The organism is Rhodococcus sp. PML026 (assembly GCF_000963615.1).
Lineage (GTDB): Bacteria > Actinomycetota > Actinomycetes > Mycobacteriales > Mycobacteriaceae > Rhodococcoides > Rhodococcoides fascians.
The window spans coordinates 436,702-449,879 of record NZ_KQ031373.1; the positions used below are offsets into that span (position 1 = coordinate 436,702).

Here is a 13,178-nt window from a genome sequence, read left to right on the forward strand (position 1 = left end):
CGAAACGAAAAGGAACACCCGTGCCGACACCTGCCGACATCTCGCCCGCCTCCGCCGAGGCGGTGCGCACTCACGTGGCCGCGGTTGCCGCGCACCTCAATGCCCGGCTGGCGGATGTCGTGGCGCAGATGCGCACGACACTCGCGTCGCGCATCACGGAACTCAACAACGAACCATCGCTGATCGAGCTGCTGGGATCGAGTATCGAGGGCAACGTCGACACCATCCTGCACGCTCTGCAGCACGACATCGGCGGTGCCGGATTCGAGCCGCCGGCGGCGGCCATCGAATATGCGCGCCGCCTGGCTCAGTGGGGCGTGCCGGTCAATGCCTTGGTTCGCGCCTATCGACTCGGACAGCAATTTCTGCTCGATCGAGCGTTCGAGACCTCGATGTCGCTGGCCGCGCCGGACCCGGTCCGGATGGAAGCGCACCGCGTGATCGTCGATTCGGTGTTCGACTACATCGACTGGATCTCGCAACGGGTGGCCGCGGTGTACGAGACCGAGCGGGAGTCCTGGCTGGCGGATCGCGAGAATGCTCGACTCGATGCGGTACTCGATCTCCTGAACGGCAAGGGGTCGGTGGACGTCGTCGAGCGAGTGACCGGGTATCGACTGCGCGGACGCCACCTGGCCGTCGTGGCCTGGGTCAGCGAGTCCGCCGTTCGCGGCGACCGGATGCGCAGGTTCACCACCACCATCCGCGCTCTGGCGGCGGACTTGGACAGTCCGGCCCCTCCCCTGGTGGTCGGACGCGACGGCGCTACCGCGTGGGGATGGATTCAGATTCCAGCGAACGACACAGATCTCGCCGTCGTTCTCGATCGCATCAACACTCGACCGCGGACCGAGGACGCACCCCTGTTGGCGGCCGGGGCCATCGGACTCGACGCGGCCGGGTTCGTCACGTCCTACCGACAGGCTCAGCGCGCCCATCACGTGGCCGTTCTGGGTGGCCGAGGCCGAACGATCGAACGCTACGACGACCCCGGGTTGGCCGTGGTGGACCTGTGCGCTCGCGACCCGTCGGCATTGCAGGCCTGGGTCCTGACCGTGCTGGGACCGCAGTTGGCCGCCGACACCACACATGCCGAACGATTGCGCACCACGTTGCGGATCTACCTTGCGTGCGAACGGAGCCTCTCCGCGGCGGCTGCGGTGATGACGATGCACAAGAACTCGATTCGCTACCGCGTCGACAATGCCGAGAAACTGCTCCCCCGGCCACTGTCCGACGACCGACTCGCCGTCGAGGTTGCCCTCACCGCATGTCAGTGGCTCGGGGCTCGGGTCCTCTCCTGAGAGTGCACTTTGTGTCGGCGTCACAAAAATGAAGGTGAGCCTCGGGTCGGCGAACCATTGGGACCGCCGATAGGAAACCCGTAGCTTTCTGTGGTGCAGGACACAGTCCGATGGTTGCGTCACCGCGACCCGAGCCTCGGGCGAAAGGGCTGACTCCTGCTCCTTCATCCTCAGCGCTCGCTACAGAAAGCTCACTCATGGGATTCAAGAACGGACAGTTTCCACCTGTCGACCTCGAAACCTTCCTCGACCGGCCCCTGCTGGAACGAGTGAAAACCCTTGCACTGCATTGGGTCGACTACGGCTTCGGCTCGCCGAAGGTCATCCCCACCACCTACGTCGTCAAGCTTCTGGTGCTCTACATCGGGATCGGCCTGACTCTGGCGACACTGACTTCCGGCGTCGGAATGCCGTGGGACGTCGGCTCGTGGTGGGACGACATGATCGTCTACCAGAAGTTGGTCTACTGGACGATGCTGCTCGAAACCGTCGGACTCGCGGGGTCATGGGGACCGATCGCCGGCAAGTTCAAGCCGATGACAGGCGGAATTTTGTTCTGGGCGAAACCGGGGACCGTTCGGATGCCTCCGTGGCCGGGCAAGGTGCCGTTCACCTCGGGTGACGCCAGGACGCCGCTGGACGTCGTGCTGTATCTCGCGCTCCTGGTGAGTCTGTTCGTCCCCGTCATCGTGCCCGGAACACCGCCCGGTGCATTTGCCTCGATCCTGCCCGAGGGCATCGGCAACCTCGTCGATCCACGCTGGGCGATCGCGCCGGTCTTGCTCACCATCGTTGTGGGCCTTCGTGACAAGACGATCTTCATCGCTGCCCGCGCCGAGCAGTACGGTCCTGCGATAGTCCTGTTCGGCCTCGTGGGAATTCTCGGTGACAACGCCATCGTCGACCTCGTGGTCGGACTGAAACTGCTCATTTTCTCGGTGTGGGTCGGGGCCGGCATCTCGAAATTCGGTGCACATTTCGCCAACGTCGTTCCGCCCATGGTCTCGAACAGCCCCTGCATTCCCACGCGCTGGGCCAGGCGCAAGCACTACCGGAATTTCCCGCACGACATTCGCCCCTCGGCAACGGCCAAATTGATCGCGCACGTATTGGGCACCACCGTCGAGATCGCGGTACCGGTCGTGTTGCTGCTCACCACCAACACGACCGTCGCACTCGTCGGAGCACTTCTCATGGTGGCATTCCACCTGTTCATCATCTCGACGTTCCCGCTGGCGGTGCCGCTCGAGTGGAATCTGTTGTTCGCCTACGCAGCAGTCTTTCTCTTCGTCGGACACCCTGCAGGACAGGGATTCTCGATCTTCGACGCCTCCCCGTGGTTCGTGGCGACAGCGCTGGTGTGCTTGTTCTTCTTCCCGGTTCTGGGCAATCTACGACCGGACCTCGTCGCCTTCACGCCCTCGATGCGCCAGTACGCGGGCAACTGGGCCTCCGGTCTGTGGGCGTTCGCACCGGGTGCCGAGGACAAGCTCGATCAGATCGTGCGCCCCACCCGCAATCAGGTACGACAGCTCGAAGCCATGGGTTACCCGCCTTCCGTCGCCGAGATCACGATGCAACAGACCATCGCATGGCGCTCGATGCACAGTCAGGGCCGCGGATTGTTCTCGCTTCTGATCCGCAACGTTCCCGACATCGATCGATGGACGGTGCGTGAAGGCGAATTCGCCTGCAACTCGATTCTCGGCTTCAACTTCGGCGACGGCCACCTGCACGACGCCTCCCTCATCGCAGCGATTCAGCGACGCTGCAACTTCGAGCCGGGAGAGTTCGTGGTGGCATGGGTCGAATCGCAGCCCATCCATCGAAAGACGCAGTCGTACAAACTCATCGATGCCGCCCTCGGCGTGATCGAAACCGGCACGTGGAACGCCGACGACGCGGTGTCCGCCCAGCCGTGGCTACCCGACGGCCCCATCCCCATGTCGGTGACGTGGCGGCGTCGCGCAGACTCGACAACCGCTCGACACTCGGCACCGGAGACGTCGTCGGCGACGGCCGGTGCTGGAGAATCGACATCATGACGCGATCCGCGACGATAGTGGGCAGCGGCCCGAACGGTCTTGCCGCTGCACTTGCTCTGGCACGCGACGGCATACACGTCACCGTGCTGGAGGCGGAGAGCGAGATCGGCGGCGGCACCCGTAGCCACCGGCCTTTCACCACCGTCGATCTGCTCGTCGATCACTGTGCCGGTTTTCATCCGATGGCGGTGGGTTCACCTGCCCTCGCCGGTCTCGAGCAACACGGACTGACGTGGCGGTGGCCCGAGATCGATTGTGCACATCCGCTTCTCGACGACGCGGCAGCGCTGCTCCATCGATCGGTAAACGAGACTGCTGTGGGCCTGGGTGCGGACGGCAAACGATGGAAGGCACTGTTCGGGCAACCGTCGTCGTCGTACGACAGACTGTCCGCAGACCTTCTCGGACCGGTCGTGCACCTGCCCCGACATCCACTGCTGCTGGCGAGATTCGGTGCGCCGACTGCTCTGCCCGCTGCGGTGTTGTCACGGGCGTTCGCCACACCGCAGGCGCGGGCACTGTTCGTCGGAGCAGCGGCACACGCGATGCGGCCGTTGACCGAAGTGTTCTCCTCCGCCATCGGGGTGGGAATCCTGACCGCGGGACACCACAACGGATGGCCGGTGGCGGAGGGCGGAACCGCGGCGATCTCACGGGCGATGCACTCCGCGCTCATCGAACTGGGAGCAACCGTGCAGACCTCGACGCGGGTTGCCTCGCGAGCCGATCTGCCGTCGTCGGACATCACGATCTTCGACACGACGCCGTCCGTGGTGGCCGACGTACTCGGCCAGGAACTCACGACGCGTACACGTCGCTCCTACAACAGGTTTCGGCATGGACCAGCTGCGTTCAAGGTCGACCTCGCGGTGCGCGGTGGAGTCCCGTGGACCGACCCCAGGGTCGCACAGGCCGGCACTGTGCACGTGGGAGGTAGCGCCGAGGACACCGTCGCAGCCGAGGCGGCCGTCGCTGCAGGACGAATGCCCGATCGGCCGTTCGTCCTCGTCGGGCAGCAGTTCGTCGCAGATCCTCAGCGCGCGGACGGAGACGTCGTACCGCTGTACGCATACGCCCATGTTCCCGCCGGCCTCGACCACGATGTCACCGACGTCGTGATCGACCGCATCGAACAGTTCGCACCGGGCCTGCGTTCGCGAATTGTGGAGACAGTCACCACGTCTCCGCAGAGCTTCGCCGGAGGAAACGCGAATTTCGTCGGCGGCGACATTCTGTGCGGTACGTCGTCGCCGACACAATTGCTCCTCGGACCACGGCCCGGCCGAGACCCGTACCGCACGGGTACGCCGGGGTTCTATCTCTGCTCGGCGGCAACTCCCCCCGGACCCGGTGCACACGGCATGGCGGGACTGAATGCAGCGCGACGAGCTCTGGATGACCTGCTGAAGCGCTGAAACAACGACACAGCAATACCTTTCGCCTTCTCTGTCGTCAGCGAGAAGGCACCACCTCTGCTTTCCCACGGAAGGACCGAACACAATGCCAATCGACGAATCTCTCCACGGCAAGGTCGCACTCGTCACCGGTGCCGGGGCAGGCCTCGGTGCCGCCATCGCGCGGCGACTGGCCTCCGACGGTGCACAGGTGGTCGTCTCCGACATCGATCTCGACGCCGCTCGCCAGGTGGCGTCTTCGATCGACGGTGCGATCGCTGTAGCGACAGACGTCACCGACGAGGATCAGGTTCGATCTCTCGTCGAGCAGACGGTCGAACACTTCGGCAACCTGCACATAGCAATTCCCAACGCCGGTGTCGGCGAAGTCAGAGCGATCGCACAGATGTCGTACGCCGATTGGCGGCGTACCACCGCAGTCAACCTGGACGGCGTGTTCCTGACCATCCGCTACGCCGCACCCGCGATCGCAGCATCCGGCGGCGGCTCCATCGTCACCATCAGCTCGATCACCGCGACGGCAGGTTCGGCGCTGCTCGCGCCCTACGCCGCCAGCAAGGCCGCGGTGAGAAATCTGACCGAAACCGCCGCAACGGAGTTCAGAGCGCAGGGTGTTCGAGTCAACGCTGTGCTGCCGGGGTTCATCGACACCGCCCTGGTCACCAAGGCAGCCCCCGAATTCGAGGCAGCTCTGGGGCTACCGGAAGGAGGGTTCGACACCCTCATCGCCGACAAACAAGGGCGCTACGGCACACCGGAGGAAGTAGCAGCAGCTGTCGCGTTCTTCGCATCGCAACAGTCGTCGTGGTGCACGGGGAGCAGCCTCGTTCTGGACGGCGGACTGGTCGGCTCACTGCTCTGAACGCCTGACGGGAGTTCGAGGACGAAACACATCGGCAGAGGCTTGCCGATGTGTTTCGTTCACTCAGGTGGGACGTCCTCTGTCGCCTCTGCGGACGTTGTCGATACCTCGCCCTGCGCGAGAATTGCGATACGCCGACAGTCTCAGGTTGCGGAGCCACTCCGGCTGGGGGCGCACCGACGCAGGACTGTTCAGCACCGGATCGAACGCGTCGATCTCTTCGGACGGTTGCAGAATTGTCGTCGAGTGAACGACGGCCAGTGGCTCGAACGCAGCTGTACCACAAGCATGTTCGAGAACCAGGCTCACACCGTGGTCGTCGATCGCTTGTCGAACGTCCGCGACGCTCATCCCGTTCATCTGCGGGCGGGTCAGCCGTGCACGCAACCACCACATCCTGCCCTGGTACTTCACCGGCATCAGAGACGACAGATGCGCGTCGTTCCACGACGTCGACGGCCACGGCACCATACGTCCTACCACTCCGGTCGCCGAGCCGGCGAGCAACAGATCCCACGGGGTGGCCCCGACCTCGAGCGGTGGGACCCGGATCGCTACCCCGGCGACATCGGGGAGGCCTGCGGGAATACCGATCCCCTTCGAGATTCGCACGGTCACCTCGCAGGAACGCAACGGGATTCCGTATCGGTCCGGCAACAGCCGTTCGAGGGAGCCGCTGAAACTCACCCCGTCCGGATGAAAAGCCCGGGCGTTCCGCACGGCCGAGAGGCCGCGAAAAGGCAGACCCAGCAAGTGCGTCGATACAGTGCGGAGTTCGGAGAATCTGCTGTCGTCAGCGCGCTGCGCATCTCGACTGCGTCGCGCGAGATCGAGGACGGACATGGAATTCACCCCCTGCTGTGTCGGTTCTCGCTACGGGGTGAATGCAGGTAACTCATGCGCCCAACTTTGCAGCGATGTCATCGACGACCGGGGCGAAGTCTTCCAACGCCGCGCGGGAGAAGCCGCCGGCGTCCTGCAGACGCTCCGTCAACGCTGCTCGGGTCACAACAACAACAGCGACGTCGTCCTGCGACTCGTCGCCGGACTTTTCCGGGACATCGAGCACGAGTTCGCCCTCCACCAGAACGAGTCGTGCATCGGGGGTGCTGTCGTACAGAGCTTGCAGTCGATCGGCGGTGTCGTTCACGGTCGGTCCTTTCGGGTGACGAAGTCGGTGGCTTTACCTCGACATCGAGATATCCGGTCCGGATCGAATCAAACGACCGAGTGCCGATTGAGTACGTTCCGCGCGGGTAGAGCTGCAGTATGACCAGTGAAAACAGTCCACAGAATTCGACGGACCCATACGACCCCGGCCAGGATCCGGATGCGGACCCGGCCAACCTCACGCAGAACGCCGGCACGCAACCGGATCAGGCGGAAGGCGAGTAAGAGGACGACGCGCAATGAACGCCGTCGGAGCCGAAGAGCGAGGAGGGCGCATCCGTGGTGAACAGTAACTACGAACGATGGAGAACCGGCTCCACTCCACAGGCCTACACCGGTTCTCCGGTGGAGGCGGTCCGCGTCGATGGAACCAACGCCGACGACGTCGTGACCTGGCTCGAGACCAAGGGACTCGACGCGGCCAACTGCGGTGGCGCGGTCGAGATCGGGCACGTGATCGCCGACGTGGGTAGCTGGATGGTCGTCACTGCATCGAATCACGTGATGACATTGGACGACGCGACGTTCAGCGAGATGTACGAGCACACCCCGCCGCCTCTGATCGGCGGGTAACTTTTCGCGCCATCGAACCTGAACACGCCTCAGGCCCCCGGTACGACCGTAATAGGGCTGGAACGACCAGCATTCCGACGCGAATCGACGCGAGGCCCAGGTGTGGAAACCGCCCGCGTGGGTAACCGAAGAACAAGGAGCCGTTGACGCGGCCGCCAAAACCTCTCGTACATCGCGCGTTTCGCGATCGGAGCAGCGCACACAACCGAAGGATCCTCAGATGTCCAACAGAAATACCCTCATCCGTTCGCTACACGATCTCGGTGCTGCTGCCTGGTTCGGCGGCTCGCTCATGGGTGCCGTGGGCGTGAACGGTGCTGCCACTGCGGTGCAGGATCCGCGAGACCGCGCACAGGTTGCCGCGGCAGGGTGGGCGAAATGGGCTCCGGTCAACGCCGCGGCCATCGGTGCACATCTCATCGGCGGCGCAGGCATACTCATGGCCAACCGCGGTCGTGCTCGTCATCAGCAGGGTGTTACCGCCAACACCAACTTCAAGATCGCCGTTACCGGGGCCGCCCTCGCCGCCACCGCGTACAGCGGTGTCCTCGGCGCGAAAACGACCAAGGCTCAGGGTCATTCGATCGATTCGGCAACCGAGCCGTCAGCAGCTACCCCACGCGAGGCCGCCGCAGCACAGAAGCAACTGAAGTACCTCCAGTGGGCATTGCCGGTCCTGACCGGAACCCTCGTGGTGCTGGGTGCTCAGCAGGGTGAGCAGCAGAGGCCGACCGAAATCTTGTCGGGAATCGCAGGAAAGCTGGTCGCCCGCGCGTAGATACACGCGCATGTGCCCTACCCCGTCGCAGACACTGCGGCGGGGTCGGACTTGTTGGGGCAGTGCCGACACCGGCGTGCAAGGTACGGCGGTCAAGGGGGCCTAGAAATTCCAGCGAAGACCGGGCGTCATCGCGATGTCGGTCACTTGCTGGACCGTCAACACGGGGTCGGCGGATACATCGACGATGCTGCCGTCGGTCCCGTATACCTCTACGCGACTGCCTCTTTCGGATGATCTCAGATCGACGACTGTGCCGTCACTCAGTGTCCGACGCTCATCGACGTAGCCGGCCAAACATGGACCGGCAGATCGGTGGGGAAGGCTCGCGCCAAAGCGGCCGACTTGGCCGAAGCGTCGAACCCAGCCGGGGCGGAATCCGGTCCGACAATGGCGTAGTTGATTCTCTGCATGTCCTCGGGCTGGACTACCTCCGCACAGCCGGGTATCGACACGGCGTCGGGTTGCGGATCGTGGAGAGGACCGGCGACTACGACGCCTGCTGCCACGGTGCCGACGATCACCGAGACTGTCGTCCACACCGACTTCGGGTCACCTGGGCTGGCCATCCTGCCAGTGTCCACCGCCGGCGACGACCCCCATCGCCCGGGTCACGCTGCGTTGCAGGCTTTACCGCCTGGACCGTTCGGCAAACCCCGACCCCACTGCTCCGACCGCGAACACCGCTGCGGTCAGCACGATGTTCGGCCACAGACCGAAGCGGGGGTCCAGTGCCCACTCCCGCGGCACGAGATTCTCGACGTTGTAGAGGTTGGACACCAGACTCGCAGCGACGGCGACAACACCGATTGCCACCAGCAACCGCGACCGCAGGCCGACACCCCACACCAGGACCGCGATCGATATCGCCAGTAAGGGCAACAATCCTCGAATCGTCATGTTACCCACGTAGAACATCATTCCGTTCTGCACGAAAACTGCTGTTGCACTCGACAATCCGAGACTCGCAACGAGCCACAGCCGAACATGCATGGCGACGCCCGATCGACGTTCGCTCCACACGCAGTAGACCGCGACGGCCCCGATGCACACCGGCAGAGCGCACAGCCAGTACACATCGGCTGCTGGTTCTCCGAGGTGCGCACCACCGAACCACGCCGGACCCGACACCGACTCACCGCCGACGACCGGTTGCCGAACGTAGAACGGCAACGCACCGACGAAGAGCAGCGAGATGAACAACAGCGGGATGAACAACGGCGAAGCCTGAGCATCCGACTCGCTCACAGTCGCGGTTCTGCCTGATCGATCGCTCACGTGCCCTCCTCGGCGAGACAAGCACACCTTACGTCCGGTTTGTTTCTAAAGGGTGTGCTTTGTACCGATCTGCACGCCGTCTACCAGGCCGCCCCTCGCCGGCGTCCCCGTTGTTCATCCCACATGCGGACCCGTCGTCGGAGATCTAGACCGGGCAGGTGTCGAGCCGCCAACCACTGGCCTATACGACGAAAAAGCCCTGAACTGCATCGCTGCAGTTCGGGGCTTTTTCTTCTGTGCGCCCGAAGGGATTCGAACCCCTAACCTCTTGATCCGTAGTCAAGTGCTCTATCCGTTGAGCTACGGGCGCATGTTCAGTTGTGTCGGTTCCGAGGAACCGACGTGCCGATCCTTGCGGATCAGCGTGGCGGAGGCGAGAGGATTTGAACCTCCGGACCCGGTGAAGGGTCAAGTCATTAGCAGTGACTCCCATTCGGCCGCTCTGGCACGCCTCCTAGGCTGCCGGCCCTCTCGGACCGCCGAGGAAAGAGATTACACACGGCTGAGGCCAGAAGGCAAAACGGCTGGTCGACGCCCCAGGTTCGCGCGGCGTTCGCGTAAAAGATGCTTGTTGCTCGTCAACGCATGAAGCTGTCGAACCAGTCGAAGATGCGCGTCTGCGCATCGACGAGAGCGGCCTCGGCGGGGTCGGTGTCGTCGCTGCTGCCCGGCTGTTCCCGAGGATGATCGGCGCGATGCTCCACACCGGAGTAGCTGACGACGTTCGTGGCCACTGAGGCGCGCGTGGCGGCATCGCGAAGGGCTTCGATGTGTTCGGGTGGGGTGTGGGGGTCGTTCTCGCCGTAGAGGCCGAGCCACGGCGCCTGCAACTTCGGCACGGCGTCGACCAAAGCGATCGCGTCCGAATTGAGCGGCTCCACGATCCCTGCTGCGGCGACACTGACCGCCGCTCCGACCGGACGGCTGGTGGCCACGATCAACGCGGCCGTTCCGGCATCGTCGAATCCGATGACGCCGATGCAATCGGAGTACACCCCGCGCTGGACGAGCCAGTCGGAGGTGGCGTCGAAATCTGCGAAGAGGTCGTCGCCGAACACTTCCTTGTCGTCACCGTGCCCCCGATGGAACAGGTCCGGCGCTACCGCCAGCCACCCTTCCAACGCGAGGGCGCGCAGGAGATCTTTCAGCGACTCGGGAATCTCCCTGGCCTCGTGCAACACGACGATCCCGCCGCGCGGTGACCCATCGGGCTCGACGGCCGTCAACGGCACTTTCTCCTGCGAGACGGGTTTCGATGCGGCCGTATCCACCTCGTCGTCCGCGCCGACTGTGGGCGCGGGGGCGGACCGAAGGACTGCGAAGTCGCTGAAAGTTCCCGACATACTGTACGAAGATAGGACGATCGCGGCCGTCCTGCACAGCTTTGACGCGGACAGGCAGAAGTCGCTTACCGACAGGGTCGGCGCATAATGACTGACGTGACCGTGCACATCCGCCCCGACCTCGACGCCATCCCCGCTTACGTACCCGGCCGCAGCTTTCCCGGTGCGATCAAGCTGGCGAGTAACGAAACGACACAGGGCCCTCTGCCGAGTGTCCGCGAGGCGATCGTGGAAGCCGCCGGCGGCGTCAATCGCTACCCCGACATCCGCGCGACAGCGCTCGTCGAGTCGTTGGCGGAGAAGCTCGGAGTGGCCCCGGAGAACGTGGCCGCCGGAAATGGCTCGGTCGCGTTGTGCCAGGAGGTCGTCCAGATTACCTGTGGCCCCGGTGACGAAGTGATCTTCGCGTGGCGCTCGTTCGAGGCCTATCCGATCATCGTCCGGGTGACGGGAGCGACGCCCGTTCAAGTGCCGCTGACCTCGGACCACGTGCACGATCTCGACGCAATGCTCGACGCCATCACCGAGCGCACCCGACTGATCTTCGTCTGCAACCCGAACAACCCGAGCGGAACCGTCGTTCAGCGCGACAAGCTCGTGGCCTTTCTCGACGCGGTGCCGCCCAACGTCCTCGTCGTCCTCGACGAGGCCTACTTCGAGTACACCCGGCCCGACGCGGCAGGCAATCACACCGATGGGGTGGAGATCGCACGCGGTCGGCGCAACGTGATCGTGCTGCGGACGTTCTCGAAGGCGTACGGCCTCGCGGGTCTCCGAGTGGGCTACGCGGTGGCCGATCCCGAGGTGATCACTGCGCTGTCCAAGGTTCGTATTGCGTTCGCAGTCAGCACCATTGCTCAGCAGGCGGCTCTGGCGTCGCTCGAAGCCTCGGCCGAGCTACTGGCTCGTACCGATGCGCTGATCGCCGAACGTGATCGAGTGCGCGACGCCCTGGTCTCGGGTGGCTACGACGTGGGCGTATCCCAGTCCAATTTCATTTGGCTGCCGCTAGGCGAACGTTCGGGTGAATTCGCCTCGGGCGCAGCCGAACAGGGCGTGTTGTTGCGTTCCTACGGAAACGACGGAGTGCGGGTCACCATCGGCGACCCGCACGAGAACGACGCGTTTCTGAAGTTCGCTCTACAGTCCTAGCGCGCGCTCGAGCGTCGGCCAGGATTCCCGGAGATCGTCCTGCCAGTACGGCCACTGATGAATGCCGTACGGGCGGTAGGTGAAGGTGGCCGGTATGTCGATCGAGCGCAGGCGTGTGTCGAAGAGCGTGGTGCAGTACAGCGCTGCAGCTTCGAGCGGTCCGCCCATCGCAGCTTCCTGCACACCACCGCCGCCGGGGCCCAGTTCGTACGGGCCGGGTAGGCCGGTGCCGACGGACACGTAGACGTCCTTGCCGCGCAATGCTTCTGCGTTGCGTGACGGATCGTGTTCGATCCACTTCGCGTCGGCGTTCTCGCCCCACATGTTGGTGGCGTTGCCGCCGTTGGTGGCGACCGTGGCGCGCACAGCGTCCTTGAGGTTGTTCTGCGAGTTGTCGTAGCAACCGCTCAAACCGGCTACTCCGGTGTAGAGATCGGGGTGACGCGTGATGAGATCCATCGCGGCCTGGGCACCCATCGACACACCGCCGATGGCATTGGTGCCGTTACCGGAGAACCGCGCATCGATCAGCGGCGGCAACTCCGCCGTCAGGAACGTCTCCCACTTGTTGACACCCAAGACGGGGTCGGGCACATTCCAGTCGGTGTAGTAGCTACTCGATCCGCCGACCGGCAACACGACATTGACCTGCTTGTCCGCGAAGAAATCGACGATGTCGGTCTTCTGCGTCCAAGTGCTTTCCTTGTAATCGGATTCCTTGCCGGCACTGACGCCGTCGAGCATGTAGAGCGTCGGACGGGACACGGCCTGCGCGGCTGGAAGAAGAACCTGCACCTGGATCGCCCGACCCATCGCCGGCGAATCGACCCACACGGCCGCACGACGCGGAGTCAACATGTCGACTCGATCGATACGAGCCGCTGCCGTCGGCAACGACTGCGCCTGTATGCCAGGTGCTGCCCCGCCACCATCGGCACTGCCGGTACCCGGAAGCGGCTGCGCTCCGGCGATACCCGACGACAGCAAGGACACAGCCAGCGCAGCCCCCGCTACTGCCAACACACGACGGTGCATCTGATCTGCCATCCTCCCCAGGCGCACCCTCGCGGGCGCAACACAAACAACATCCGTTCCACAACGTACCCACCGCGACGCAGACACGCCGAGGGCTGTGGGTCCGCTCACAGTAGCCGCGAAATCCCGGGTACAAAAGTCTGCGTAATCCTTTGTTACATGTACCGAAGAAATAACGGTCTACCTGGTCGGATGCTGCCGTCGGGAGGTCCTTCAGAAGGCA

The 13,178-nt window shown here is 64.1% G+C and carries 13 protein-coding genes and 2 tRNA genes; 7 read left to right on the plus strand and 8 right to left on the minus strand.

Features of this window, described 5'->3' with window-relative positions:
- Positions 1-20: 20 nt before the first annotated feature.
- The 4 genes from VF34_RS12655 (at position 21) to VF34_RS12670 (ending at position 5,626) form a co-directional block, all read left to right on the plus strand.
- A complete protein-coding gene (locus tag VF34_RS12655) occupies positions 21-1,304 on the plus strand; it encodes a PucR family transcriptional regulator (RefSeq protein WP_052062987.1) in 1,284 nt (427 codons plus the stop codon).
- Between the two features lie 197 nt (positions 1,305-1,501).
- Positions 1,502-3,349, plus strand: coding sequence for a DUF3556 domain-containing protein (locus tag VF34_RS12660; RefSeq protein WP_032374062.1), 1,848 nt, complete (start codon positions 1,502-1,504; stop codon positions 3,347-3,349).
- Positions 3,346-4,764, plus strand: a complete 1,419-nt coding sequence (locus VF34_RS12665) for a phytoene desaturase family protein (RefSeq protein ID WP_032374238.1) — start codon at positions 3,346-3,348, stop codon at positions 4,762-4,764. Before VF34_RS12660 ends, VF34_RS12665 begins: the two co-directional genes overlap by 4 nt.
- A gap of 85 nt (positions 4,765-4,849) precedes the next feature.
- Positions 4,850-5,626 (plus strand): glucose 1-dehydrogenase, encoded by a 777-nt coding sequence (locus tag VF34_RS12670; protein ID WP_094621255.1) that lies wholly within the window; start codon positions 4,850-4,852, stop codon positions 5,624-5,626.
- 63 nt (positions 5,627-5,689) lie between these two features.
- Here the strand turns inward: VF34_RS12670 and VF34_RS12675 are convergent, their stop codons facing one another.
- Both VF34_RS12675 and VF34_RS12680 read right to left on the minus strand, forming a co-directional pair.
- Positions 5,690-6,469, minus strand: coding sequence for a hypothetical protein (locus tag VF34_RS12675; RefSeq protein WP_052062988.1), 780 nt, complete (start codon positions 6,467-6,469; stop codon positions 5,690-5,692).
- A gap of 52 nt (positions 6,470-6,521) precedes the next feature.
- A complete protein-coding gene (locus tag VF34_RS12680) occupies positions 6,522-6,776 on the minus strand; it encodes a hypothetical protein (protein WP_027494751.1) in 255 nt (84 codons plus the stop codon).
- A 299-nt stretch (positions 6,777-7,075) separates the two neighbouring features.
- On the opposite strand from VF34_RS12680, the gene VF34_RS12685 reads away from it, so the two are divergent.
- Both VF34_RS12685 and VF34_RS12690 read left to right on the plus strand, forming a co-directional pair.
- The gene (locus VF34_RS12685; protein ID WP_045841504.1) at positions 7,076-7,369 is read left to right on the plus strand and encodes a hypothetical protein; all 294 of its coding nucleotides are present in this window, start codon (positions 7,076-7,078) and stop codon (positions 7,367-7,369) included.
- 220 nt (positions 7,370-7,589) lie between these two features.
- Positions 7,590-8,147, plus strand: coding sequence for a hypothetical protein (locus tag VF34_RS12690; protein ID WP_032374064.1), 558 nt, complete (start codon positions 7,590-7,592; stop codon positions 8,145-8,147).
- Between the two features lie 263 nt (positions 8,148-8,410).
- Here the strand turns inward: VF34_RS12690 and VF34_RS12700 are convergent, their stop codons facing one another.
- From VF34_RS12700 to VF34_RS12720, 5 genes are all read right to left on the minus strand, one after another.
- A complete protein-coding gene (locus VF34_RS12700) occupies positions 8,411-8,716 on the minus strand; it encodes a hypothetical protein (RefSeq protein WP_032374066.1) in 306 nt (101 codons plus the stop codon).
- 61 nt (positions 8,717-8,777) lie between these two features.
- Complete coding sequence (locus VF34_RS12705) at positions 8,778-9,425, minus strand: hypothetical protein (RefSeq protein ID WP_155288754.1); 648 nt, start codon at positions 9,423-9,425, stop codon at positions 8,778-8,780.
- Between the two features lie 237 nt (positions 9,426-9,662).
- A tRNA-Arg gene (locus VF34_RS12710) sits at positions 9,663-9,735 on the minus strand.
- Positions 9,736-9,790: 55 nt separating this feature from the next.
- Positions 9,791-9,880 (minus strand) — tRNA-Ser (locus VF34_RS12715).
- Between the two features lie 123 nt (positions 9,881-10,003).
- A complete protein-coding gene (locus VF34_RS12720) occupies positions 10,004-10,768 on the minus strand; it encodes a dienelactone hydrolase family protein (RefSeq protein WP_032374149.1) in 765 nt (254 codons plus the stop codon).
- 96 nt (positions 10,769-10,864) lie between these two features.
- Here VF34_RS12720 and hisC point away from each other — a divergent pair, with 96 nt between their 5' ends.
- Positions 10,865-11,920, plus strand: a complete 1,056-nt coding sequence (gene hisC, locus VF34_RS12725; RefSeq protein ID WP_032374275.1) for a histidinol-phosphate transaminase — start codon at positions 10,865-10,867, stop codon at positions 11,918-11,920.
- Here the strand turns inward: hisC and VF34_RS12730 are convergent.
- On the minus strand, positions 11,909-12,955 hold the full coding sequence (locus VF34_RS12730; protein ID WP_027494765.1) for an alpha/beta hydrolase: 1,047 nt from the start codon (positions 12,953-12,955) through the stop codon (positions 11,909-11,911). The two genes, hisC and VF34_RS12730, sit on opposite strands and share 12 nt — an antisense overlap.
- Between the last annotated feature and the right edge of the window lie 223 nt (positions 12,956-13,178).

Excerpts from the sequence above, each read along its gene's own strand:
- VF34_RS12660 (WP_032374062.1), top strand. The coding sequence starts at position 1,502 with ATGGGATTCAAGAACGGACAGTTTCCACCTGTCGACCTCGAAACCTTC.
- VF34_RS12665 (WP_032374238.1), top strand. The coding sequence starts at position 3,346 with ATGACGCGATCCGCGACGATAGTGGGCAGCGGCCCGAACGGTCTTGCC.
- VF34_RS12670 (WP_094621255.1), top strand. The coding sequence starts at position 4,850 with ATGCCAATCGACGAATCTCTCCACGGCAAGGTCGCACTCGTCACCGGT.
- VF34_RS12675 (WP_052062988.1), bottom strand. The coding sequence starts at position 6,469 with ATGTCCGTCCTCGATCTCGCGCGACGCAGTCGAGATGCGCAGCGCGCT.
- VF34_RS12690 (WP_032374064.1), top strand. The coding sequence starts at position 7,590 with ATGTCCAACAGAAATACCCTCATCCGTTCGCTACACGATCTCGGTGCT.
- VF34_RS12700 (WP_032374066.1), bottom strand. The coding sequence starts at position 8,716 with ATGGCCAGCCCAGGTGACCCGAAGTCGGTGTGGACGACAGTCTCGGTG.
- VF34_RS12720 (WP_032374149.1), bottom strand. The coding sequence starts at position 10,768 with ATGTCGGGAACTTTCAGCGACTTCGCAGTCCTTCGGTCCGCCCCCGCG.
- VF34_RS12730 (WP_027494765.1), bottom strand. The coding sequence starts at position 12,955 with ATGCACCGTCGTGTGTTGGCAGTAGCGGGGGCTGCGCTGGCTGTGTCC.